This window comes from Sphingobium sp. JAI105 (assembly GCF_015752145.1).
Taxonomy (GTDB): Bacteria; Pseudomonadota; Alphaproteobacteria; order Sphingomonadales; family Sphingomonadaceae; genus Sphingobium; species Sphingobium xenophagum.
The window spans coordinates 670,624-694,600 of the sequence record NZ_JADOUC010000001.1 but is presented as its reverse complement, the minus strand read 5'-3'; the positions used below and the strand labels follow the sequence as shown (position 1 = coordinate 694,600).

Sequence of the window (23,977 nt, the reverse complement as noted above, 5' to 3'; positions counted from 1 at the left end):
CCGAACGCGGGTGTAGCTCAGTTGGTTAGAGTGCCGGCCTGTCACGCCGGAGGTCGCGGGTTCGAGCCCCGTCACTCGCGCCACTTTCCTTGACAGGAAGGTGGGAATAAGGTGGATCAGACAGCATCGTCTGGGGAGTGAAATCCCGAACGGATGTCACCCTGCGCGGGTGTAGCTCAGTTGGTTAGAGTGCCGGCCTGTCACGCCGGAGGTCGCGGGTTCGAGCCCCGTCACTCGCGCCACTTTCCTTCATCGGAAAGTGTTTTCTTCGATACATGGTCGGCTTTAGCGCCAGCGCCCCGTCTCCATCCAGGCGAGCAGGCGGCGCAGCGGCAGCACCCAGATCCACACGATCCCCAGCACGACATAGATCGGCGTCTGCGCCCATATCGGCAGCGTGCCGATGATGCCGGACAGGCTGGCCACCATGACCGCCCATAATGCGATCAGCCCGACAATCGCCAGCATCCCCACCGGCTTGCGCCAGCTGGGCTGATGATAATGGCGCGGGTCTATGTTCATGCGACAGCTCCTGCGGCGGGAAGGCCTTCGATCAGTTCCACTTCGGTCAGCACCATGTGCAGCGGCAAGTCCCATGGGTCGGCCGGAACCATATCCTGTTCCTGCACCGACCATGCAATGCCGATGCGCAGCGCGTCGGGCAGGCGGGCAAAGGCGCGGTCATAATAGCCGCCGCCCTGACCCAGCCTGTTCATCGCGCGGTCGAATCCGACCAGCGGAGCGATGATGACGTCCGGCGTCACCGGGCCATCGCCGGGTGCTGGGTGGCTGGTGCGGAACGGGCCGGGCAGCAATATGTCGTCAGGCTGCCAGCGCAGGAAGTCCATGCTGCCCAGCCGATCCAGCACGCGCGGCAACGCCACGGTCTTGCCCATGGCGATCAGTTGCTGCGCCAGCCGCTGCGCCGGGGCTTCATCGTCCAGTCCCATATAGAGCGCTACCACCTGCGCGTCCGCGATGCGGCGGGCGAGGGGTGAAGGCAGCACCTTGAACGCCAGCCGGTGCGCCAGCGGGTCAAGCGTCGAGACGAACGCGCGGCGGCGATCGCGGGCGATCTGGCGCAAGCTCGTCTTGTCGATGGTGTCGCCGTTCATTCGTATCTCTGCCCGTTCGCTATGATGTTCCTGCGCAGGCGGGAACCCGATCCTGCCGTACGCACCATGTTCCCGCCTGCGCGGGAGCACGTCTATATTTGGATCGCCTGCGTTGGAAGGGTGACGGGACCGCCTTGGCCGTTTGCTGGAAAATCCTCTGACGCCTCAACGTCAGGTGGGGACCATGTAGATCGGGCCGGAACCCGCCCAGGGACAGCCCCCTAGGATGTGATTATCGCCTCAGGGATGTTCGCTAAAGCTCGTACCAGGCAGTACCCGTCCACCCCAATCTAGGCGTCCGTGGCGCGGGCGGCAAGCCCGGTGCGCAGCTTTTCTATTCGTGCCGCCAGCGCCTCTATCGCCTGCGCCGCCGGTTCGTCCTCTGCTTCCAGCGCCAGCCTTTGCTGGCGGGCTGCGGTGTCGCGGCGCATGTCGTTCAGTTCGTCGGCCAGGAACAGCGCGGCGAACAACAGGCTGCGCACCTCCGTCATGCCCGGCGCGCCCTGCTGCGCCGCTTTCGCCTTTTCCTCGATCAGGCTGGCGAGATGGGCGAGATGCGCCTCCTCCCCATCGCGGCATCTGATGTCATAATGACGCCCGGCTAGGTGCAGCGTGGTTTCAGCCAATGGTCCGGCCCTTCAGATCGGCAATCAGTTCATCGAGCGACCGCAGCGCCGCGCGCGCGCCGTCCACATCCATATCCGGTTCGCCATTGGAGGGTGAGGAGGGGGGCGGGGCCGCCACAAGGCGGGCCACATCCTGTTCGAGCCGACCCACTGCACGTTCCAGCGTGCCAATTGCCTGCATCATGCGCTCGCTTGCCATAGCCTGTGCATAGCGAAACTTGATGCGGTACAAAAGCGATCATTGGGCGGACAAGTAGCCGCTTTCCGGCCCGCTGCGGTTGACGCATGGGGCTTGACGCGACAAAGGAGGCGCGATCTCGACTCGCCCGTACAGCTTGCGGGGAGGCCCGTCCTGCTCAGGAAAGACACACGCTGCCGATGACCGTTTCCGATAAGTCGCTCGCCAACGCCATCCGCGCGCTCTCCATGGACGCGGTGCAGGCCGCCAATAGCGGCCATCCGGGCATGCCCATGGGCATGGCCGACGTCGCGACGGTGCTGTTCAGCGATTATCTGAAATTCGATCCGACCCAGCCCAAATGGGCCGACCGTGACCGCTTCGTCCTGTCGGCTGGCCATGGTTCGATGCTGATCTACAGCCTGCTGCACCTGACCGGCTATGCGCGCCCGACGATCGAGGACATCGCCAATTTCCGCCAGTTGCACAGCCCGTGCGCAGGGCATCCTGAAAATTTCGAGCTGGCTGGCGTCGAGGCGACTACCGGCCCGCTGGGTTCGGGCCTTGCCACTGCCGTGGGCATGGCGATTGCCGAGCGGCACCTGAACGCCCAGTTCGGCGACGCGCTGGTCGATCACCGCACCTGGGTGATTGCGGGCGATGGCTGCCTGATGGAAGGCATCAACCATGAAGCGATTGGCCTGGCCGGTCACCTGAACCTTGGCCGCCTGATCGTGCTGTGGGACGATAACAAGATCACCATCGACGGCGCTGTCGACCTGTCGAGCAGCGAAGATGTCCGCGCCCGTTACGAAGCGACCGGCTGGCATGTCGTGTCGTGCGATGGCCATGACGTGGCCGATGTGCGCCGCGCACTGGCCGAGGCGGTCGCTGATTCGCGCCCGTCGCTGGTCGCCTGCGCCACCAAGATCGGATATGGTTCGCCCAACAAGGCAGGCACGTCGGGCGTTCATGGGTCCGCGCTGGGCGAGGCCGAAGTCGCCGCCGCGCGCGAATTTCTGGGCTGGGACGCAGCGCCCTTCGTTATCCCTGAGGACATTGCCGCCGCGTGGCAGGCGATTGGCGCGAAGGGCAGCGACGTTCGCGCCGCCTGGGAAGCGCGCCTTGCAAGCGATGCAAAGGGCGCGGAATTCACGCGCCGCATGGCTGGCGATCTGCCCGATAATTTCTCGCTGGAAGCCTATATCGACAGCCTGATCGCCGCGCCGCAGAAGGTCGCGACCCGCAAGGCAAGCGAATTGGCGCTGGGCGCGATCAACGACCTGTTGCCCGAAACGCTGGGCGGTTCGGCAGACCTCACCGGCTCCAACAATACCAAGACCAAGTCGACCGAGCCGTTGACGCGCGATGACTATGCGGGTCGCTATGTCTATTATGGCATTCGCGAATTCGGCATGGCCTGCGCGATGAACGGCATGGCGCTGCATGGCGGCGTCATCCCCTATGGCGGCACCTTCCTCGTCTTTTCGGACTATATGCGTGCTGGAATCCGCCTGGCCGCGCTCCAGCAGCAGCGCGTCATCCATGTGCTGACCCATGACAGCATCGGCCTTGGCGAAGATGGTCCGACCCATCAGCCGATCGAGCATGTCATGTCGATGCGGATGATCCCCAATCTGGACGTCTATCGCCCCGCCGACATTGTCGAGACGGCAGAATGCTGGGAACTTGCGCTGAAGGATGCAACCGGCCCGTCGGTTCTGGCGCTCACCCGCCAGAACCTGCCGCAGTTGCGCACGGAAAAGAGCGAAAATCTGTCGTCCAAGGGCGCCTATCGCCTGGTTGCAGCGACCGCCGAGCGCAAGGTGGTTCTGATCGCCACCGGCTCCGAAGTCGAGATCGCAGTCGATACCGCCAGGGCGCTGGAAGAACAGGGCATTGGCGCCGATGTCGTTTCCATGCCCAGCTGGACGCATTTCGACGCGCAGCCGCAAAGCTACAAGGACGACCTGCTGCCGCACCATGTGCTGCGCGTGTCGATCGAGGCGGGCACGACCTTTGGCTGGGAACGCCATACCGGCATCGCTGGCCTGCGCTTTGGCATCGACAGTTTCGGCGCGTCCGCGCCTGCCGAAGCGCTTTACGACCATTTCGGCCTGACGGCCGCAAAGATTGCGCCGCAGATCGTGGCTGCTCTCAACAACTGACCGAACAACAACTTGCGGAGGCTAGTGCAGTGGCAACGAAGGTAGCAATTAACGGTTTCGGACGTATCGGTCGCCTGGTGGCGCGCGCCATTCTTTCGCGCACCGACCATGATCTTGAACTGGTCAGCATCAACGACCTGGGCGACGCCAAGGCGAACGCCCTGCTGTTCAAGCGCGATTCGGTGCATGGCAACTGGAAGGGCGGCGTCAGCGTCGATGGCGATTTCCTGGTCATCGACGGCAAGCGCATCGCCGTGACCGCCGAGCGTGACCCCGCCAAGCTGCCCCACGCGGCGCAGGGCGTGGAAATCGCCCTGGAATGCACCGGCATCTTCGCGGACAAGGCCAAGGCCAGCGCCCATCTGACCGCTGGCGCCAAGCGCGTCGTCATTTCCGCGCCCGCAACCGGCGTGGACAAGACCATCGTGTTCGGCGTCAACCATGACTCGCTGACCGCTGACGACATCGTCATTTCCAACGCCAGCTGCACGACCAACTGCCTGGCACCGCTCGCCAAGGTGCTGCACGATGCCATCGGCATCGAAAGCGGCTTCATGACGACGATCCACAGCTACACCAACGACCAGAACACGCTGGACCAGATCCACAAGGACATGCGCCGCGCCCGCGCCGCTGCCCTGTCGATGATCCCGACCACCACGGGCGCCGCCCGCGCGGTGGGTGAAGTTCTGCCTGCGCTCAAGGGCAAGCTGGACGGTTCGTCGGTGCGCGTGCCGACCCCGAACGTGTCGGTTGTGGACCTGAAGTTCATCCCCAGCCGCGCCACCACGATCGAGGAAGTCAACGGCCTGCTGAAAGCCGCAGCCGACGGTCCGATGAAGGGCGTTCTGGCCTATACCGACGAACCGCTGGTTTCGATCGATTTCAATGGCGACCCGGCATCCTCGACCGTCGACAGCCTGGAAACGGCGGTCATCGACGGCAAGCTGGTCCGCGTGCTCAGCTGGTACGACAATGAATGGGGCTTCTCCAACCGCATGATCGACACCAGCGGCGTGGTGGCAAAGTTCCTGTAAGGGAAGCGGGGGCGGGTAAAACCGTCCCCTTTTTGTTGAGAAGCAACAGGGAATATCCATGACCAAGCCGTTCAAGACACTCGATGATATGGGCGACATTCACGGCAAGGCCGTGCTGGTGCGCGAGGATCTGAATGTGCCGATGCAGGACGGCTCGGTCAGCGATGACACCCGCCTGCGTTCGGCCATGCCGACCGTGCTGGAACTGGCCGATCGCGGTGCCAAGGTGCTGATCCTGGCCCATTTCGGCCGTCCCAAGGGGCAGAAGAACCCGGAATATTCGCTCTCGAAGATCACCCGGCCCCTGACCCAGGTGCTGGGGCGCGAAGTCCAGTTCATTCCCGATTGCCAGGGTGACGCGGCGAGGGACGGCATTGCCGTGATGCGCGCCGGTGACATAGCGATCCTGGAAAATACCCGTTTCCATCCGGGCGAGGAAAAGAATGATCCCGCCTTGGTCGATGCGATGGCGGCCATCGCTGATTTCTACGTCAACGACGCTTTTTCCGCCGCGCACCGCGCCCATGCCTCGACCGAAGGGCTGGCGCACAAGCTGCCATCCTTCGCCGGGCGTGCGATGGAGCGCGAACTTGATGCGCTGCAAGCGGCGCTGGGCACGCCGGTCAAGCCGGTCGCCGCCGTCGTCGGCGGCGCGAAGGTGTCGACCAAGCTTGACGTACTGAACCATCTGGTCACCAAGGTCGATCATCTGATCATCGGTGGCGGCATGGCCAACACCTTCCTCCATGCGCGCGGGGTCGATGTCGGCAAATCGCTGTGCGAAAAGGATCTGGCCGACACCGCCGAAGCCATTTTCGACGCGGCGGAAGCGGCGGGTTGCACCATCCATCTTCCCTATGACGTGGTGGTGGCCAAGGAATTTGCCGCCAACCCGCCCTCGGTCCGCACCTGCAACGTCCATGAGGTTGCGGATGACGAAATGATCCTCGATGTTGGCCCCGCCGCTGTCGAGGCGCTGGCCGATGTGCTCAAGACCTGCCGGACGCTCGTGTGGAACGGGCCGTTGGGCGCGTTCGAAATTGCGCCGTTCGACACGGCGACCGTCGCGCTGGCCCGCACCGCGGCGGCACTGACCAAGGAAGGCCAGTTGACCTCGGTCGCTGGCGGCGGCGATACTGTGGCGGCCCTTAACCATGCAGGGGCAGCAGCCGATTTCACCTTCGTCTCGACGGCGGGCGGCGCTTTCCTGGAATGGATGGAAGGCAAGGATTTACCGGGCGTAAAGGCTTTGATGGTCTGACGACCCGGTCAACGGTAGCGCCGTCTTGGAGAGGGCAGCGCTATCCCATTCAAGAGAGAGTATGTGCAGATGCTGGATCAGGTTCAGAAACAGAAGATTGCGACAGGCGAAGGCTTTATCGCCGCACTCGACCAGAGCGGCGGATCGACGCCCAAGGCGCTCAAGGGCTATGGTATCGAAGAAGGTGCGTGGGCCAATGACGAGGAAATGTTCGGCCTGATCCACGCGATGCGCAGCCGCATCATTACCTCGCCCGTGTTCACCGGCGACAAGGTGCTGGGCGCGATCCTGTTTGAACGCACGATGGACGGCACCGTCGATGGCAAGCCGACCCCGCAGGCGCTGATCGAGCGCGGCGTCGTGCCCTTCATCAAGATCGACAAGGGTCTGGAGGATGAGGCGAACGGCGTTCAGGTGATGAAGCCCAATCCCGACCTCGACATATTGCTGCACCGCGCCAAGGGGCTGGGCGTGTTCGGAACCAAGGAACGCTCGGTCATCAACCTTGCCAACCGCGAAGGCATCGCCGCGGTCGTCAAGCAGCAGTTCGAAATCGGTAGCCAAGTGCTCGCCGCTGGCCTGATGCCGATCATCGAGCCGGAAGTGAACATCAAGTCGCCGGAGCGGGCCGAGGCTGACGCGATCCTGCTCGACGAACTGCTCAAGGCGCTCGATGCGCTGCCCGCTGATCAGCAGGTGATGCTCAAGCTGTCGCTGCCGGTCCAGCCGGGCCTGTTCGACCCGCTGGTCGATCACCCCCGCGTCCTGCGCGTCGTGGCCCTGTCGGGCGGCTTTGCCCGTCCGGAAGCCTGCGTCGAACTGGCGAAGAATCGCGGCATCATCGCCAGCTTCAGCCGCGCGCTGCTCAACGATCTGCGCCACCAGATGAGCGATGATGAATTCAACGCCTCGCTGGGCGAAGCGATTGACGAAATCCACGGCGCGTCGGTCGCGAAAACGCCCGTCGCTGCCTGATTGCCGGTCGGGTGGGCGCAGGCCCGCCCGGCCCCCCTTTCGCGCTCCTCTGCTATGGGTTAAGCGCGAAGCATGACCGATTTCACAGATGAAGAGCTGGCGCTCGACCCGCATTTCGCCGACCAGTTCGAACAGGGTTTCCGCCCGGCCTGCCAGCTTTATCTGATCTCCCCGCCCACCATCGACGCCAGTTTCGTCGACACGCTGGCCACGGCGCTGGACGGCGGCGAAGTGGCCGCGTTTCAGTTGCGGCTCAAAGGGCTGGAAGAGGACGCGATTGCCGCGCTCGGCACGCCGTTGCAGGCGCTTTGCGCGCAACGTGACGTCGCGTTCATCATCAACGATAGCGTCGCTTTGGCGCAGCGCCTGGGGGCGGACGGCGTGCATCTGGGGCAGGGCGATGGCGACCCGCGGGAGGCCCGCAAAATCCTTGGGCCCAAGGTGCAGATTGGCGTGACCTGTCATGACAGCCGCCATCTGGCGATGGAAGCGGGGGAGGCGGGGGCCGACTATGTCGCGTTCGGCGCCTTCTTTCCCACGACGACGAAGGCGGTGCTGCACCATGCCGAACCGTCCATCCTGGGGTGGTGGACGACGCTGTTCGAACTGCCCTGCGTCGCAATCGGCGGGGTGACGGCGGAAAACGCAGCGCCACTGGTCGCCGCAGGCGCGGATTTTCTGGCGGTCAGCAGCGCGGTGTGGAACCATCCGGGGGGACCGGGCGCTGGCGTTGCAGCCTTTGCCGATGTGCTGCAACAGGCCCGTAACGGAGCGCCGGAACCCAAATGATCATCGTCCATCACCTCAACAACAGCCGGTCGCAACGTATTCTCTGGCTGCTGGAGGAACTGGGCGAACCCTATCAGGTCATCCGCTACGAACGCGACCGCAAGACGATGCGTGCGCCAGCCACGTTGCGCGCCATCCATCCGCTGGGACGCTCTCCGGTGGTGCAGGTGGATGGCCATGCGCTGATCGAAACCGGCGCGATCATGGACTATCTGGTCGCCCGCGCAGGCCGATTCGGCCCACCGGCAGACGCGCCGGGGGCGATCCGCTACCGCCAATATATGCATTATGCCGAAGGATCGATGATGCCGCCGCTGCTCGCGCTGCTCATCATAGGCAAGCTCGGCCTGCTTGGCCGCCCCGCCCGGCCCACGGTGCAGCGGATGCTCGACGATCATCTCGACTGGCTGGAGAGCGAACTGGCGTCGCGTCCCTATTTTGCCGGTGACAGCTTCACCGCTGCGGACATGATGATGAGCTTCCCGATCGAAGCGTCCCGCGCGCGCGGCGGCCTGAACGGTTCGCGGCCCGCGATCATGCGCTGGCTGGCCGAGATGCAGGCACGCCCCGCCTATCAGGCGGCGCTGGCGGCGGGCGGCCCCTATGCCTACGCCTGATCGGCGTTGTGTCCTTGCCTATATCCATCTGGCTATCGACAGTTGCTGCCGCGTGACGTGCGAATGTCCTCCACGACAAAAAGCCCCGCTTGTGCGGCGGGCCGCTTCCCACTAAATCGCCCCCATGACATCGACCAACGACATTCGCCGTTCCTTCCTCGACTATTTCGGGGCCAACGGCCACACCATCGTTCCCTCCGCGCCGCTGGTGCCGCACAACGACCCGACGCTGATGTTCGTCAACGCGGGGATGGTGCCGTTCAAGAATGTCTTTACCGGCCTTGAAACCCGCCCCTACAAGACCGCGACGTCGAGCCAGAAGTCGGTCCGCGCGGGCGGCAAGCATAATGATCTCGACAATGTTGGCTATACCGCGCGCCATCACACTTTCTTTGAAATGCTGGGCAATTTCAGCTTTGGCGACTATTTCAAGGAACAGGCGATCACCCATGCCTGGACCCTGCTGACCAAGGAATGGGGGCTTCCGGCCGAAAAGTTGACCGCGACCGTCTATCACACCGATGACGAAGCCTTCGACCTGTGGAAGAAGATCGCCGGCCTGCCCGATCACAAGATCATCCGCATCCCGACCAAGGATAATTTCTGGGCGATGGGGGACAGTGGCCCCTGCGGCCCCTGTTCGGAAATCTTCTACGATCATGGCGACCATATCTGGGGCGGCCCTCCCGGCAGTCCGGAGGAAGATGGCGACCGCTTCGTCGAGATCTGGAACCTGGTGTTCATGCAATATGAGCAGGAAGCCAATGAGATCGTCAGCGAATTGCCCAGGCCGTCGATCGACACCGGCATGGGGCTGGAACGGATCGCCGCCGTCATGCAGGGCGTCCATAACAATTATGATACCGACACGTTCAAGGCGCTGATCGCCGAAAGCGGCGCGATCACCCGCACCGCGACCGATGGCGACCTCCAGGCCAGCCACCGCGTCATCGCCGATCATCTGCGCTCCACCAGCTTTCTGATCGCAGACGGCGTGCTGCCCGCCAATGAAGGCCGCGGCTATGTGCTGCGCCGGATCATGCGCCGCGCCATGCGCCACGCCCACATCATCGGCGCCAAAGACCCGTTGATGTATCGCCTGGTCGGCAGCCTCGTGTCCGAAATGGGCGGCGCCTATCCCGAACTGGTCCGTGCCCAGCCGCTGATCGAGGAAACGCTGCTGCGCGAGGAAACCCGTTTCCGCCGCACGCTGGAAAACGGTCTGCGCCTGCTGGACGAAGCGACTGCGGGGCTGGGCGAAGGCGGCACGCTGCCCGGCGAAACCGCGTTCAAGCTCTACGACACCTATGGCTTCCCCTACGACCTGACCGAGGATGCGCTGCGCACGCAGGGGCTGGGCGTCGACCGCGCGGGTTTTGACGCCGCCATGGCGGAACAGAAAGCCGCCGCCCGCGCCGCCTGGAAAGGATCGGGCGAGAAAGCCTCGGACGACATCTGGTACGACATTGCCGAAACGCTCGGCAGCACCGAATTTGTCGGCTACGCCTCCACCAAGGGTGAGGGCGAAGTGCAGGCCATCGTCAAGGACGGCGCGCGCGTCGATAGCGCCGGCGTGGGCGACACGGTCACCATCATCACCAACCAGACGCCCTTTTATGGCGAAAGCGGCGGTCAGATGGGCGATGCGGGCGTCATCGCCTCGCTTGGCGGCCTGTCGGCAAAGGTAGAGGATACCGCCAAGCCGCTCGGTCGCATCCACGCCCACCGCGCCATGATCGAGGCGGGGAGCGTCAAGGTCGGCGACACGGTGCAGTTGAGCGTCGATGTCGATCGCCGTGACCGCATCCGCGCCAACCATAGCGCTACCCATTTGCTTCATGCTGCGCTGCGCAGGGAATTGGGCGCGCATGTGACGCAGAAGGGCAGTCTTGTCGCTGCCGATCGGTTGCGCTTCGATTTCTCGCATCCTGACGCCCTGACCCATGCGCAGATCGCGCGGATAGAGGCGGATGTGAACGCGCAGATTCGCCATAATGAGGAGGTCACGACCCGCCTCATGACGCCCGACGACGCGATTGCGGCAGGCGCGATGGCGCTGTTTGGCGAAAAATATGGCGATGAGGTCCGCGTCCTTTCGATGGGGCGGGGGGACGACAATCATTATTCGGTCGAACTGTGCGGCGGCACCCATGTCCGCGCGACCGGCGACATCGCCCTGCTCAAGATCGTATCGGAAAGCGCCGTTTCCAGCGGCGTCCGCCGGATCGAGGCATTGACCGGGGAGGCCGCGCGCCTCTGGCTGGTCGATCGTGAGGACAAGCTGCGCCAGTCCGCCGCCACGCTCAAGAGCGCGCCGGAAGATGTGCCGGCCCGCATCGCGGCGCTGGTCGAACAGAGCCGCAAGCTGGAGCGTGAACTGGCCGAAGCGAAGAAGGCGCTGGCTTTGGGCGGCGGCGCATCGGGCGCGGCCCCGGCTGGTCGGGAACAGGTCGGCAATGTCAGCTTCATGGCGCAGGTCATCGAAGGGCTGGACCCCAAGGAACTGCGCGGCATCGTTGACGGCAATAAAAAAATGCTGGGTAGCGGCGTGTCCGCGATCGTAGCGGTGGTCGATGGCCGCGCGACCATTGCCGTGGGCGTCACCGACGATCTGACCGGCACGATCAGCGCGGTCGATCTGGTCCGCACGGGCGTCGAAGCGCTGGGCGGGAAGGGCGGTGGCGGCCGTCCCGACATGGCGCAGGGCGGCGGCCCGGACGGCGACAAGGCGGCGGCGGCGATCGACGCGGTCAAGGCCAGGCTTGCGGGGAGTCCCGGCTAACCTCATGGCCATATTCAACCGCGATTCCGATGATGAAGTCGCCCGCGGCGCTCGCGCCGTGGTCGTCCATGCCGAAACCCACGGACCGGAACGCCGGGACAGCGACGCAAGGCTGGAGGAAGCGGGCGGTCTGGCGCTTGCCATCGGCATCGACGTGCGCGCGGCGCAGGCGTTCCGCGTGCGCGATCGCAAGCCCGCGACACTGTTCGGCAGCGGTCAGGTGGACCAGATCGCCACACTGGTGAACCAGGAAGAGGCTGAACTGGTCATCGTCGACAACGCCCTGTCGCCGGTCCAGCAGAGCAATCTGGAAAAGGCGGTCGGCGCCAAGGTCATCGACCGGACCGGTCTGATCCTCGAAATTTTCGGCGAACGCGCGGCCACCAATGAAGGTCGGTTGCAGGTAGAGCTTGCCCATCTCGACTATCAGGCAGGGCGCCTGGTGCGCAGCTGGACCCATTTGGAGCGGCAGCGCGGTGGCTTCGGCTTCCTGGGCGGTCCCGGCGAAACCCAGATCGAGGCGGACAGGCGAATGATTCGCGACCGCATGGCCAAGATCCGCAAGGAACTGGATCAGGTCACCCGCACCCGTGGCCTCCACCGCGCCCGGCGACAGCGCGCGCCCTGGCCGGTTATCGCGCTGGTCGGCTATACCAATGCCGGAAAATCCACGCTTTTCAATCGCCTGACCGGGGCTGACGTCATGGCGGAGGATCTGCTCTTTGCAACGCTCGATCCGACCATGCGCCAGATCGCGCTCCCCGGCCTAGACAAGGCGATCCTGTCTGACACGGTGGGTTTCGTTTCCGATCTGCCGACCCAGCTTATCGCCGCCTTCCGCGCGACGCTGGAGGAAGTGCTGTCCGCCGACCTGATCGTCCATGTTCGCGACATTGCCCATCCCGACAGCGATGCCCAGCGCGACGATGTGCTGGACGTGCTGAGCGAGTTGGGCGTAGCCGGGGAGGGGGCGCTAGACCGTGCCCCAGACGAGCCTGCCGCGCCGCCGATTATCGAGGCGTGGAACAAGCTGGACCTGCTCGACCCGGAAGCCGAAGCGCTGGCGCGGGAAACAGCGTCGCGCCGCGACGATGTCGTGATCCTTTCGGCGCTGACAGGGGAAGGTGTCGCCGACCTGCAACGCGCCATCAGCACCAAGATGACCGCCGGTGCCAAAGTCTATGGCCTGCGAATCGCGGCCGCTGACGGCGCGGCGCTGGCCTGGCTCCATGAGCATGGCGAAGTGCTGTCGAGCGACGCGCAGGGCGAGGAAACCCGTGTCGAAGTGCGGCTATCGGACGCCGCCTTCGCACGGTTCGGGAAGCGGGGGCAGGGGTAGGGCTGGCGTTACGCCAGCGCCTTCTCGACGACGCCGACCGCCTGTTTCAGCGATCCCGCGCGGTCGCAGCTATGACCGCATTTTTCCTGCTGATATTGCAACTTGTGCAAAATATCCCGCGCGGCATCGACATTGCCGAGCTTAATTTCGGCGATGGCCAGCCCCGACATCGCACCGGGATGACCGTTGCGACCGCGATAGAGGCTCTGTTCGAAATAGCGACGGGCAGAAGCGGCATCACCCAGGCCCAGCTTCGTCACGCCCTTCAGGAATCGCGCCTCACGGCTGGGCGTTTCGCCAATTACGGTAGCAAGCAGCTTGTCGGCCTGCATCAGATCACCTGATGCGATCAACTGCCGCGCCTGATCCAACGACGTCGAGCGATTGCCGCCCTTGAAATTGTCCGGGCCAAAGCCTGTGATAGGCACCACGCCCATCGGGCTGCCGGCGTCGAAATGAATGCCCGAAATGCCGGTGCCATTTTGCTGGGCATAGGCAGGGACTGCCACGGCACACAGGAGTGGGAAAAGGATCGTCAGGCGCATCACAAATTCCTCCAACATATCTGGAGGTTTAGGCTATGCCATTGTCAAGCAACTGTCAAATATGAGTTTTAATTCCAAACCTTTTCTGGACTATGTCTGGCACCAATGCGCCCTTCACAAAGCCCGAAACATCACCAGCGCGTCGACATAGCCAAGGGCAGGATGATCAAACACGTCCGGCAACCGCCCGACCACGGCAAAGCCCATATCCTGCCACAGAGCCACCGCACGCACATTGGACGACACCACGAAGTTGAACTGCATCGCGCGAAAACCCAACGCCCGTGCAAGATCGAGCGAAGCGGCGCACATGCGGCGCGCGACGCCGCGTCCGGTTGCGTGCTGCGCCACGACATAGCCGGCATTGGCGACGTGTGCGCCGCCGCCCATCTGATTGGCGCGCACATAGAATATGCCCAGAACGGCGCCGTCTTCCTCCAGGACGCGCACGGTGCGATCGGACGAGAGCCAGAGGGAGAGGGCGGCTTGCCGCGTCATATCGCGCGGGATGGCCAGCGTTTCGCCCGCGCGGATCACCGGCTCCAATATCGCCCAGATTGCGTCTTGATCGGCAGGCGAAACCGCGCGGATCACGCTGGCATCCCCGCGCGCTTGGCTTGCTGCCACAGCGCTTCCTTTTCATCGAGCGGCAGAGCGGCAAAGGCCTCTCCGGCCAACGTTTCCATGATCCGGAACCGCCGGTCGAACTTGGCATTGCCAGCGCGCAGAGCAACTTCCGGGTCGACCTTCAGATGCCGTGCGAGGTTGACGACGGCAAACAGCAGATCGCCCACTTCCTCTTCGCGCTCGGCCTGTGTCGTCGCGCCCTGCACCTCGTCCAGTTCCTCGACGATCTTGGCGATCGCCCCATCGCTATCGGGCCAGTCGAACCCGGTCCGGGCTGCGCGCTTCTGCAATTTTTCCGCGCGCAACAATGCGGGCAGGGCGATCGCCACCCCGGCCAGGGCGCTGGGATCAGTCTCCTTTTCGGCGCGCTCAGCCGCCTTGATCGCTTCCCACTGGGCATGGCCGTCCTCCCGCGCCAGGCCGTCGCCAAAGACATGCGGATGCCGCCGGATCATCTTTTGCGTGATGCCGTCGATCACGTCCTGCAAGCTGAAATGCCCGGCCTGTTCGGCCATCCGGCTGTGAAATGCCACTTGCAGCAGCAGATCGCCCAGTTCGTCGCGCAGCGCCACCATGTCGCTGCGCTCGATCGCATCGGCGACTTCATAGGCTTCCTCGATTGTGTAGGGCGCGATCGAGGCGAAATCCTGCTCGATGTCCCACGGACAGCCGGTATCGGGATCGCGCAACTGCGCCATGACATTGGCGAGCGGCATGATGTCGGCGGGGCTGGCTTTGGACATGGGGAACCTGCGATGATGATGGAGTCAAAATGGCGATAGTGGCTCTGCCGGGGGATGGCCAGACGGCGGTTTCGATTTGAAGCGCGACACCGGAGGTAATGCGTAGCATTTCATCCGGGGTGGGGCGAGCCCCACCCCGGATGGCAAAATTTATCCGGCCTTGAGCAGGGTGATCTGCTCTCCCAGGACTTCGTGCGGAGTGCGGTAGCCAAGGCACTTGCGGGGTGTGGTGTTGAGGCGATCGGCAACGGCCTGGATCTCTTTGTCCGACAGGAGCGCAATGTCGGTATCGGAGGGCAGGAAACGCCGTATTCGGCCATTGCAATTTTCCACGCCGCCTTTCTGCCAAGGTGCTGACGGCAGGCAGAAATAGCTGGTGATGCCGAGCCTGTTTCGCAGTGTCGCAAAGGCGGCAAATTCCGTGCCGCGATCGAAGGTGATGCTGCGCCGGAGGGGAGGAGGCATGCCGCGCAAATGCCGATCGATGCCAGCCATGACGACGGCCGAATGCCGGGTCGGATTACGCGCGAGGAAAGTGAACCGGCTGCAGCGTTCGACCAGCGAGGTGAGGTTGGTTTTGCCATACTCTCTCCTGAAGATCAGGAGATCGCCTTCCCAATGGCCAAAGCTGCTGCGATCCGCGATTTCCTGCGGCCGTGCGCCGATCGTATTGGCCACAGGGATATGGAGACCGCGGGGCTTTCGACCATAACGTTGCCGGCGCGAACGGCGGGCAACAGGCAGGCGGCGCCACAGCTTCTGGTGCCGTCCATCAGGGCCATAGACATACTGGTAAATGGTTTCGTGGCACACCGCCTCGCGAACACCCCGATGGCGCCGTAGGTAACCTGCAATCTGCTCTGGCGACCAGGCTGCCGACAAGCGGTCCGCGATATAGGCGGCGAGTTCCGGCTGGCGGGCGATCTTCCCGCCACGGACACGACGTCCACGCGCCATGGTCTGCGCGACCGTTGGAAAATAGCCGCGAAACAGCGGATGCTCATCCAGATGCCGGTTACGCTTGAGTTCGCGATAGATCGTCGAAGGATGACGCCGCAGCGCGTCCGCGATTTGCCGCACAGAACGTCCGGTTGCCACCAATCGATAGATATCGCGCCGCTCGTCCAAACCCAGATGCTGATAGCCGTTCATCATGTGCCTTCCTGAAAAAGGGATCAGACCCCTATAAATCCTAGGATTTCGCACTTCGAAATAGAATCCACTCTCAGGCGTGATCTTAGTCCGATAATATATATTATGTTAAATCAAATATCATCTGCGCCTATGTTCGGCTCAGTGTCGGCTTTGCCTCAATCCTCCCGGATCAGGCTGGTTTTCGCCGTGTCCTTCATCCGCACATAGACGATCAGCGAGATGGCGATCATCACGCTGACATAGATATAGAATGCCTGCTCCATACCGGCCTGCTTGAACCATAAGGCGACCAGTTCCGCCGTCCCGCCGAACATTGTATTGGCCAGCGCATAAGGCAGCGCGACGCCCAGCGCGCGGATATGCGCGGGAAACAGCTCGGCCTTCACCACGGCGTTGATCGATGTATATCCGGTGACGATCACCAGTCCGCCCATCACCAGCAGCCCGGCGACCAGCGGATCCTTGGTCACTGCCAACGTCGCAAAGATCGGATAGGTGCACAGGACGCCCATGACGCCAAAGCCGATCATCAGCGGCTTGCGTCCGATCCGGTCAGACAATGCGCCAGCTACGGGCTGTAACAGCATGAAAACAAAGAGCGTCGCTGCATTGATTTGTGACGCCGCCTCCCGGCTCAATCCGCTCGTATTGACCAGGAATTTCTGCATGTAGATGGAATAGGCATAGAAAGCGATCGTGCCGCCAGCAGTCAACAGCATCACCGTCGCGGTTTCACGCGGATGCTTCGTCAACAATTCGACGAAGCCGGATTTCGGCGCGCCCTCGGCCTTCGCCACGGCAAAGCTCTGCGTTTCCGCCAGCCCGCGCCGCAGCCAGAACACAATGACCGCCAGCCCCCCGCCAATGAAAAAGGGTATCCGCCAGCCCCATGCATCCAGTTGCGCCTCGCTCAGCACGGCCTGCAACACCAGCAGCACGCAGATCGCGACCAGTTGCCCGGCGATCAGCGTCACATATTGAAAGCTGGAGAAAAAGCCGCGCCGGTTCCTGCCCGCCATTTCGGAGAGATAGGTCGCACTCGCGCCATATTCCCCGCCGATCGACAGCCCCTGCATCAACCGCGCCAGCACCAGCAGCAAAGGCGCCGCGACGCCGATCGTCTCATAACCCGGCGTCACCGCGATCAGCAGCGATCCCGCACACATCAGCGCGACCGACAGCGTCAACCCGCTCTTGCGCCCGTGCCGGTCGGCATAAACGCCCATCAGCCATGCGCCGATCGGTCGCATCAGGAAACCGACGGCGAAGATGCCCGCCGCGCTCAGCAACTGGGCAGTACGGTCCTGGCTGGGGAAGAAGTGCGGTGCGAAATAGAGGGTGAAGGCAGCATAGGCATACCAGTCATACCATTCGACCAGATTGCCCGTCGAACCGCCGATAATGGCTTTCAGCCGCTCGCGCTGGGTCGGGGCGCCAGTTTCGATTGGGGCGGTCATGGCGTCAGCACCATTTCACCATTCTGCACGCCCCAGCTTTTCAGGCGGGACAGCATGTTCATGCCGATCACATTGACCTCGCCAAAGGTGGAGGACACGACGACGGGCAGATCGGTCGTTACAATCGGACCGACAACCAGGCTGGCGATGCTGGATCGCCGCGCTTCCACCTTGCCATTGGCGGTGGTCATGACGACGCCGGGCGCGCCGACGTCATAGTTGAGGCCAGACGCACGCGCGGTATTTTCCGATAGCGCGGTGATGGTCGCGCCGCTGTCTATCAGGAAACGGGCAGGCGTGCCGTTGATCGTCGCTTCGACCCAATAATGGCCATCGGGCGCAACAGGAATGCGGATCGACTGGCCTTGCGCCTTTGCTGGCGGCAGCGACGCCGGGCTTTCATCGACAAGATCGCCCTGCTCTGCCCAACGGCCGGTCAGATAGCCTTCGTCCTGCGCCAGTTTGAACAGGCCGAGCAGCCCGGCAAAGATGGCGACCCATAGCAAAGCCATGCGGAGCACCCCACCCCAGGCCAGCCGCCGACCGATAAGCGCGGAGCCGACCAGCACCAGTGCCAGCACATACCAGATGGTTGATGCCGCCTGATCGCCGCTGTCCATCAATCCCCCTGCTCCACCGCTTCCAACACTATCACCATGCCGTCATAGCCCGGTTCGACCCCGCTGGGGAGGGTGCGGCGCAATGTCGCATAATCCATGCTCTGGTCCATATGGGTCAGGATCGCGCGACCGGGCCGGGCGGCGGCGATGCCATCCAGCGTCAGCGCCAGATGGGGATGGGTGGGGTGCGGCTTTTCCCGCAGCGCGTCCACCACCCACACATCCACCCTGTCGTACAGCGCCAGCATATCGGGCGTCAGGTCATGAAAATCCGTGGCATAGGCGACGGACCTGCCGCCATGGCTGAAGCGAAAGCCGGTCGAATAGATTTCGCCATGCGGCTGATCGACGCAGGCAATGTCGATGTCGCCGATCCGCAGGCCATCGGGCAAGATCCGCCCGTCAACGGTCGGGTGATAACCGTTGCGCCCTTCAAAGGCATAGCCGAAGCGCTGCCGCAGCAGGTTAAGCGTTTGCGATCGGGCATAGCCGGGCAGCGGCACGCGGCGATGATGAAACAACTGCCGGACATCGTCGATCCCATGGCTGTGATCGGCATGGTCATGGGTCCACAAGATCGCGTCGATCGCAATCACATCGGCCGCGAGCAACTGGGCGCGCATGTCGGGCGATGTATCCACCAATATCCGCGTTGTCGCGCTTTCGACCAGAATGGACACGCGGGTGCGGCGGTTTTTCGGTTCGGCCGGGTCGCACGCCCCCCAATCATTGCCGATGCGCGGAACCCCCGACGATGTGCCGCTGCCCAGGATGGTGAGTTTAAGGCTCATGCCACCTTCTTGAACAAGGTGCGGAAATTGGCGGAGGTAGCCGCAGCCAGATCCTCCAGGCTTTCGCCGCGCAGATTGGCGAGGAATTTGGCCGTATCAGCGACGAAGGCCGGCTCACAGGGACGCCCGCGATGCGGCACGGGCGCCAGAAAGGGCGAGTCGGTTTCCACCAGCAACCGGTCGATCGGCAGGCGCGCGGCGGTTTCCTGCAAATCCTTGGCGCTCTTGAAGGTCACGATGCCCGATATGCTGATGTAGAAGCCCAGTTCCAGCGCGGCGTCGGCAAAGGCGCCACTGGCAGTGAAACAGTGAATGACGCCGGTATAGGCCCCCTTCCCCATCTCGTCACGCATCACCGCCAGCGTATCTTCCTCCGCATCGCGAGTGTGGACGATCAGCGGCAGGCCCGTTTCGCGCGCGGCGACGATGTGCGAGCGGAAGCTGCTGCGCTGCCGGTCGCGGTCGCTATGGTCGTAATAATAATCCAGGCCCGTCTCGCCGATGCCCACGACGCGGGGGTGCGCTGCGCGGGCGACCAGCTTGGCGGTGTCGATATGGGGATGCTCGTCCGCCTCATGCGGATGGATGCCAACCGTCGCCCACACGTCCGGCGCGCGGATCGCAGTGTCCAGCACCGCGTCCCACTCGCTTTCGCGCGTGGCGATGTTGAGCATAAGGTCGATGCCGGACGCGCGCGCACGTTCCAGCACATTCTGTTGATCCTCGATCAACCCCTTGTAATTCAGGTGACAATGGCTGTCGATCAGCATGGGTTCACCCGTCCGCTTCGGTCAGTTCGAGCCGGGGAAAGAGCGGCTTGGGCGCGGCGAGGATAAAGTCGCTTTCAGCCAGTGGCGAATACCAGTGATCGCCGATCGCGTTGTAGCTGCGCTTGTCGGCGGGGATGCCCATCTGATCGAGTAGCGCGGTCGCGCTGGCGGGGATGACCGGCAGGACCGCGACGGCCAGTTGCGCGATCGCGATGTAGAGCGTCGCCAGCACCGTCTCCATCCGCTGCGGGTCGGTCTTGCGCAATGACCATGGCGCCTGGGCGTCGATATACTGATTGCAGGCAAAAGCAGCGCGCAGCCATGCGTCGATCGCGACGGATGGCGCGAGATCGGCCATGGCGGCAGGCATGTCAGTACGCACGACCCGGTCGATCAGATCGAACAACTCGCTGTCCGCCGGATCATGGCCGTGAATGGCTGGCAATCTGCCATCCAGATTCTTGGCGATGAAGCTTAGCGTCCGCTGCGCCAGATTGCCGAACGCATTGCCCAGATCGCTGTTGGAGCGCTGGACGATTGCCTCCGCGCTATAGCTGCCGTCATTGCCGAAAGTGACCTCCGACAACAGGAAGTAGCGCAGTTGATCCACACCGAACCGATCGGCCAGTTCGATCGGGTCGGCGACGTTGCCAACCGATTTGGACATTTTCTCGCCCCGGTTAAGCAGGAAGCCATGACCGAAAATCTGTTTGGGCAAGGGCAGCTTCGCGCTCATCAGGAAGGCTGGCCAGTAAACCGCATGAAAACGCACAATATCCTTGCCGATAATATGCGTGATGTCGCCGCCTTCTGCCCAATATCGTGCCATGCGGTCGGCATCATCGGGATAGCCGCAGCCGGTCAGATAGTTGGTGAGCGCGTCAACCCACACATACATGACATGGCCATCGCTGCCGGGTACCTTGACGCCCCAGTCGAAGCTGGTGCGCGAAATGCTCAGGTCCGAAAGGCCGCCTTCGACGAAGCGTAAAATCTCGTTGCGGCGGCTGTCCGGACGGATGAAATCGGGCTGGCTTTCGTAGAGCGCCAGCAATTTGTCCTGATAGTTGGACAGGCGGAAGAACCAGCTTTCCTCGACCGTCCATTCAACCGGCGTGCCCTGTGGCGAGAGCTTGGCGCCCCCTTCCCCGTCGGTCAGTTCCTTTTCGTCGTAAAAGGCTTCGTCGCGGACCGAATACCAGCCCTCATACCGATCCAGATACAGGTCGCCATTGGCCTCCATCGCCTGCCAGATGGCCTGGCTGGCGCGATGGTGCGCCGCTTCGCTGGTGCGGATGAAACGATCATGGCTGATGTTAAGCCGATCGTTCATGTCACGGAAATAGCCTGACATTTCATCGGCCAGCGCGACGGGTTCGATCCCCCGGTTCCGTGCCGTCTGCGCCATTTTCAGGCCATGTTCGTCCGTGCCGGTCTGAAAGAAGACGTCGCGGCCCATCATGCGCTGGAAACGGGCGATCGCGTCGGTCGCGATCACCTCATAGGCGTGGCCGATATGGGGGCGGCCATTGGGATAGGAGATGGCGGTGGTGATGGTATAGGGCTGGGACATGCGATGTCCCTAGCGGCTGTTGCGTCGGGCGGGAAGCCGCTTTTCAGGCCGATGGTGGCGCAAGCGCCGCGACATGGCCGGCCAGTTCAAAAACGACTGCCGCCGGATCAAGCGACAGGATCACCGCCCCGCCCGCCAGATGCCGCGCCTTTTCCCAATGGTCGAGCGCCACGCCAAGTGCCGACCCGCTGCGATGCCGCGCGGCCTGCGCGATGAAGGCGGGCGCGCGTTCCAGAAACGCCTCATAGCGCGGCTTGGCCGATTTGATCGCCAGCGCTTTGGCCAGCGCCAGCCGCTGACGATTGTCCCGGTCGCCATTCTGCGCAATCCGCGCCATCGCGCTTTCTATGTCCGCTAGGTTCAGGCCCAGATAACGCAGCGCCTTGCCCGGCGACCCCTCGCCCGCGCGGATCAGGGCGTCAATCTCGGTCGGGGACAGGCTTTCATCCTTGCCGCGCAGGATGGCGCGCATCGCCCCGTCGCTCAGCGGATCGAAACGCAGCGTGCGGCAGCGCGAACGGATCGTCGGCAGCAACCGGCCCGGCGCGTGGCTGACCAGCAGGAAGATCATGTCGGCGGGCGGTTCTTCCAGATTTTTGAGCAACGCGTTCGCCGCGCCCCGCTCCAGATCGTCCGCGCTGTCGATCACCACGATCCGCCGGGTCGAAAGCGACGGCGCGGACTGAAGCAACCGATGCAGTCCCCGCACCTGATCCACGCTGATGTTGCGCGCGGTGACGCCATCCTTTTCCAGCGGGAACAGTTCGGCATAGTCGGGATGGGCGCTTGCCTCGATCAGGCGGCGGACCGGGTGGCTTTCCGGCACGTCAAGCCCCGCCCCAACCACCGGCGGGCCTGCGGCGTCGGCCAGCAAACGCAGCGCCATCGCTCGCGCGAAGCTGCCCTTGCCGATGCCCTTTGGCCCGCTCAATATCCAGCCATGATGCATCCGCCCGCTGGCCGCCGCGTCGATCAGCGTGCTGGCCTGCGCGTCATGGCCCAGAAGGGACGTCATGGTAGCAGATCCGCCAGCGCATCGATCAGGCGGGCCGTGACCGCGCCGGGTTCGCCGGACGCATCGATCGCGCGGAACCGCGCTGCCTCGTCCGTCGCGAAACGAGCGAAGGCATCCGCCACGGCGCGATGAAAGCTCTGGTCGCGGCCGCCAATCCGGTCCGATGCGCCACCATCCCGCACGCGTGCCCGCGCTTCGGCCTCACCCGCTGGCAAGGTCAGGAACAGGGTCCGGTCAGGCAGAAAACCCTCACTGCCGATCCGGTGCAGCGTCACAATGTCCGCGTCGGACAGCGCCCCTTGCCCCTGATAGGCCCGGCTTGAATCGAGAAAGCGGTCGGACAGCACCCACGCTCCCCGCGCCAGCGCGGGGCGGATCGTCTTTTCGATATGATCGGCCCGCGCCGCAGCAAACAGCAAAGCCTCCGCCCGCGCGCTCCAGCGATCCGCGCCGCCCGTCAGCAACAACGAACGGATCGCTTCCGCGCCTTCGCTGCCGCCCGGTTCGCGCGTTTCCACGACCTCCAGTCCGCGCGCGCGCAGAGCAGCGGCAAGGGCGCGCAACTGGGTCGATTTGCCCGCGCCCTCCCCGCCTTCCAGCGTGATGAACCGCCCTTCTATCACCCGAACAGCGATTTCAGGCCATTCCACAACCGGCCGAACATGCCCGCTTCAGCGACATCCGCGCCAGCGACCAGCGGCATCACCTGCGGCGGCGTGTCCGGCGTGGATACGATCAGGTCGGCAATCTTCTGCCCCTTGGCGATCGGCGCCTTGATCGGGCCGGTATAGACCACTTTGACGGAGATGTTCGTCGATGCGGTGCGCGGCAGCGTGACCGCCAGATTTTGCGGCGCGACCAGCGGCACGCTGGTCGCGCTGCCCAACTGGACGTCAGCGGTTTCGACAGTTGCACCCTTCTTGAACAGGGGCTGCGCCTTCCACGCCTTGAAACCCCAGTCCATGAAGCGGACCGATTCCTGGATGCGCCCGTTAAAGCTGCCCAGCCCCGCCACCACCATCACCAGGCGGCGACCATCCTGTTCCGCCGACCCGGTAAAGCCATAACCGGCCTCCTCGGTATGGCCGGTCTTGAGACCATCGGCCCCGGCAATCTTGCCCAAAATCGGGTTGCGATTGCCCTGCGCAATGTCCGCGCCGCCCATCGTCTTGCCCCAGGTGAAGGAACGGGTGGCGTAGAAACGCTTATAGAGATCGGGCGTTTCCTCGATCGTTCCCTGCGCCAGCTTGGCCAGATCCTCGGCAGTCACATAGGTCACGCCTTCGTCCGGCCAGCCATTGCTGGTGCCGAAATGGCTGTTTTTGAGGCCCATGCGCTTGGCCTCCTCATTCATCAGCGCGACGAAAGCCTGCTCGGTCCCGGCAATCCCTTCGGCCAGAACGACGCAGGCGTCGTTGCCTGACAGGGTGACGATGCCATGCAGCAGATTTTCCACCGATACCTGCTCGCCCGCCGACAGGAACATGGTCGAACCGGCAGCCGGTCCGTGCCACTGCTTCCAGGTTTCCGGGCGTACGGTGAACATGGTGTCCAGCTTCAATTCGCCCTTCTGGATCAGTCGGAAGGCGACATGGGCGGTCATCATCTTGGCCATGGATGCCGGTGGCATCTTGGTTTCGCCGCCCTTGTCATACAGCACCGCGCCCGACGACAGATCTTTCATATAAGCGATCGGCGCTTCGCTGGTGTAGGGCGGCGCCGCTGCGGTCAGCGGCTGGGCCAACAGCCCGGTGAAGAGGAGGACTGCGACGGACTTGTTCATGGGGCTGCCTT

24 protein-coding genes, 2 tRNA genes and 1 other RNA gene are annotated in these 23,977 nt (G+C 63.5%); 10 read left to right on the top strand and 17 right to left on the bottom strand.

The genetic code is table 11. The features are described 5' to 3' along the window. Nucleotides 1-6: 6 nt before the first annotated feature. Both IWY39_RS03205 and IWY39_RS03200 read left to right on the top strand, forming a co-directional pair. Nucleotides 7-83, top strand: a tRNA-Asp gene (locus IWY39_RS03205). Nucleotides 84-165: 82 nt separating this feature from the next. Next, nucleotides 166-242 (top strand) — tRNA-Asp (locus tag IWY39_RS03200). 43 nt (nucleotides 243-285) lie between these two features. Here the strand turns inward: IWY39_RS03200 and IWY39_RS03195 are convergent. The 5 genes from IWY39_RS03195 to IWY39_RS03180 form a co-directional block, all read right to left on the bottom strand. After that, a complete protein-coding gene (locus IWY39_RS03195; protein WP_019053623.1) occupies nucleotides 286-522 on the bottom strand; it encodes a DUF2842 domain-containing protein in 237 nt (78 codons plus the stop codon). Next, nucleotides 519-1,115, bottom strand: coding sequence for a 5-formyltetrahydrofolate cyclo-ligase (locus IWY39_RS03190; RefSeq protein ID WP_019053624.1), 597 nt, complete (start codon nucleotides 1,113-1,115; stop codon nucleotides 519-521). The genes IWY39_RS03195 and IWY39_RS03190 overlap by 4 nt, the downstream gene beginning before the upstream one ends. A gap of 122 nt (nucleotides 1,116-1,237) precedes the next feature. Next, nucleotides 1,238-1,394: non-coding RNA, 6S RNA (gene ssrS, locus IWY39_RS24535), on the bottom strand. 11 nt (nucleotides 1,395-1,405) lie between these two features. Continuing rightward, nucleotides 1,406-1,741, bottom strand: coding sequence for a cell division protein ZapA (locus tag IWY39_RS03185; protein ID WP_107124615.1), 336 nt, complete (start codon nucleotides 1,739-1,741; stop codon nucleotides 1,406-1,408). Next, entirely contained in the window at nucleotides 1,734-1,925 is a 192-nt protein-coding gene (locus tag IWY39_RS03180; protein ID WP_107124694.1) for a hypothetical protein, read from the bottom strand. Before IWY39_RS03180 ends, IWY39_RS03185 begins: the two co-directional genes overlap by 8 nt. 194 nt (nucleotides 1,926-2,119) lie before the next feature. Here IWY39_RS03180 and tkt point away from each other — a divergent pair, with 194 nt between their 5' ends. The 8 genes from tkt to hflX all read left to right on the top strand — a co-directional run bounded on the left by tkt (nucleotide 2,120) and on the right by hflX (nucleotide 12,887). After that, on the top strand, nucleotides 2,120-4,087 hold the full coding sequence (gene tkt, locus IWY39_RS03175) for a transketolase (RefSeq protein ID WP_107124614.1): 1,968 nt from the start codon (nucleotides 2,120-2,122) through the stop codon (nucleotides 4,085-4,087). Nucleotides 4,088-4,116: 29 nt separating this feature from the next. After that, complete coding sequence (gene gap, locus IWY39_RS03170; RefSeq protein ID WP_196871391.1) at nucleotides 4,117-5,124, top strand: type I glyceraldehyde-3-phosphate dehydrogenase; 1,008 nt, start codon at nucleotides 4,117-4,119, stop codon at nucleotides 5,122-5,124. Nucleotides 5,125-5,182: 58 nt separating this feature from the next. Further along, nucleotides 5,183-6,385 (top strand): phosphoglycerate kinase, encoded by a 1,203-nt coding sequence (locus IWY39_RS03165; protein ID WP_107124612.1) that lies wholly within the window; start codon nucleotides 5,183-5,185, stop codon nucleotides 6,383-6,385. A gap of 69 nt (nucleotides 6,386-6,454) precedes the next feature. Continuing rightward, nucleotides 6,455-7,360 carry a fructose bisphosphate aldolase gene (locus IWY39_RS03160; protein ID WP_019053630.1) on the top strand — a complete coding sequence of 302 codons (906 nt, stop codon included), beginning with the start codon at nucleotides 6,455-6,457 and terminating at the stop codon, nucleotides 7,358-7,360. Nucleotides 7,361-7,432: 72 nt separating this feature from the next. After that, on the top strand, nucleotides 7,433-8,149 hold the full coding sequence (gene thiE, locus IWY39_RS03155) for a thiamine phosphate synthase (protein ID WP_107124611.1): 717 nt from the start codon (nucleotides 7,433-7,435) through the stop codon (nucleotides 8,147-8,149). Then, nucleotides 8,146-8,766 (top strand): glutathione S-transferase family protein, encoded by a 621-nt coding sequence (locus IWY39_RS03150; protein WP_107124610.1) that lies wholly within the window; start codon nucleotides 8,146-8,148, stop codon nucleotides 8,764-8,766. Before thiE ends, IWY39_RS03150 begins: the two co-directional genes overlap by 4 nt. 124 nt (nucleotides 8,767-8,890) lie before the next feature. After that, entirely contained in the window at nucleotides 8,891-11,548 is a 2,658-nt protein-coding gene (gene alaS / locus IWY39_RS03145) for an alanine--tRNA ligase (RefSeq protein ID WP_107124609.1), read from the top strand. Between the two features lie 4 nt (nucleotides 11,549-11,552). Further along, on the top strand, nucleotides 11,553-12,887 hold the full coding sequence (hflX, locus tag IWY39_RS03140; RefSeq protein ID WP_107124608.1) for a GTPase HflX: 1,335 nt from the start codon (nucleotides 11,553-11,555) through the stop codon (nucleotides 12,885-12,887). An 8-nt stretch (nucleotides 12,888-12,895) separates the two neighbouring features. Here the strand turns inward: hflX and IWY39_RS03135 are convergent, their stop codons facing one another. From IWY39_RS03135 to IWY39_RS03080, 12 genes are all read right to left on the bottom strand, one after another. Continuing rightward, nucleotides 12,896-13,450: a tetratricopeptide repeat protein gene (locus tag IWY39_RS03135; protein ID WP_107124607.1), complete on the bottom strand. Its 555-nt coding sequence runs from the start codon at nucleotides 13,448-13,450 to the stop codon at nucleotides 12,896-12,898. Between the two features lie 96 nt (nucleotides 13,451-13,546). Next, nucleotides 13,547-14,059 carry a GNAT family N-acetyltransferase gene (locus tag IWY39_RS03130; protein WP_107124606.1) on the bottom strand — a complete coding sequence of 171 codons (513 nt, stop codon included), beginning with the start codon at nucleotides 14,057-14,059 and terminating at the stop codon, nucleotides 13,547-13,549. Beyond that, the gene (mazG, locus tag IWY39_RS03125; protein ID WP_107124605.1) at nucleotides 14,023-14,802 is read right to left on the bottom strand and encodes a nucleoside triphosphate pyrophosphohydrolase; all 780 of its coding nucleotides are present in this window, start codon (nucleotides 14,800-14,802) and stop codon (nucleotides 14,023-14,025) included. The genes IWY39_RS03130 and mazG overlap by 37 nt, the downstream gene beginning before the upstream one ends. Before the next feature lie 150 nt (nucleotides 14,803-14,952). Continuing rightward, the gene (locus IWY39_RS03120; RefSeq protein ID WP_130754436.1) at nucleotides 14,953-15,954 is read right to left on the bottom strand and encodes an IS30 family transposase; all 1,002 of its coding nucleotides are present in this window, start codon (nucleotides 15,952-15,954) and stop codon (nucleotides 14,953-14,955) included. A 158-nt stretch (nucleotides 15,955-16,112) separates the two neighbouring features. Then, nucleotides 16,113-17,414, bottom strand: a complete 1,302-nt coding sequence (locus IWY39_RS03115) for an MFS transporter (protein WP_107123916.1) — start codon at nucleotides 17,412-17,414, stop codon at nucleotides 16,113-16,115. Further along, nucleotides 17,411-18,034, bottom strand: a complete 624-nt coding sequence (locus tag IWY39_RS03110; protein WP_107123917.1) for a retropepsin-like aspartic protease family protein — start codon at nucleotides 18,032-18,034, stop codon at nucleotides 17,411-17,413. Before IWY39_RS03110 ends, IWY39_RS03115 begins: the two co-directional genes overlap by 4 nt. Further along, nucleotides 18,034-18,825 (bottom strand): MBL fold metallo-hydrolase, encoded by a 792-nt coding sequence (locus IWY39_RS03105; RefSeq protein WP_107123918.1) that lies wholly within the window; start codon nucleotides 18,823-18,825, stop codon nucleotides 18,034-18,036. Before IWY39_RS03105 ends, IWY39_RS03110 begins: the two co-directional genes overlap by 1 nt. Further along, nucleotides 18,822-19,595: a TatD family hydrolase gene (locus tag IWY39_RS03100; protein WP_107123919.1), complete on the bottom strand. Its 774-nt coding sequence runs from the start codon at nucleotides 19,593-19,595 to the stop codon at nucleotides 18,822-18,824. The genes IWY39_RS03105 and IWY39_RS03100 overlap by 4 nt, the downstream gene beginning before the upstream one ends. 4 nt (nucleotides 19,596-19,599) lie before the next feature. Next, nucleotides 19,600-21,168 (bottom strand): methionine--tRNA ligase, encoded by a 1,569-nt coding sequence (gene metG, locus IWY39_RS03095; RefSeq protein ID WP_107123920.1) that lies wholly within the window; start codon nucleotides 21,166-21,168, stop codon nucleotides 19,600-19,602. A gap of 43 nt (nucleotides 21,169-21,211) precedes the next feature. Then, the gene (locus tag IWY39_RS03090) at nucleotides 21,212-22,183 is read right to left on the bottom strand and encodes an AAA family ATPase (RefSeq protein WP_107123921.1); all 972 of its coding nucleotides are present in this window, start codon (nucleotides 22,181-22,183) and stop codon (nucleotides 21,212-21,214) included. Next, nucleotides 22,180-22,806: a dTMP kinase gene (tmk, locus tag IWY39_RS03085; protein WP_017182364.1), complete on the bottom strand. Its 627-nt coding sequence runs from the start codon at nucleotides 22,804-22,806 to the stop codon at nucleotides 22,180-22,182. Before tmk ends, IWY39_RS03090 begins: the two co-directional genes overlap by 4 nt. After that, nucleotides 22,803-23,966: a D-alanyl-D-alanine carboxypeptidase family protein gene (locus tag IWY39_RS03080; protein WP_095687105.1), complete on the bottom strand. Its 1,164-nt coding sequence runs from the start codon at nucleotides 23,964-23,966 to the stop codon at nucleotides 22,803-22,805. The genes tmk and IWY39_RS03080 overlap by 4 nt, the downstream gene beginning before the upstream one ends. Between the last annotated feature and the right edge of the window lie 11 nt (nucleotides 23,967-23,977).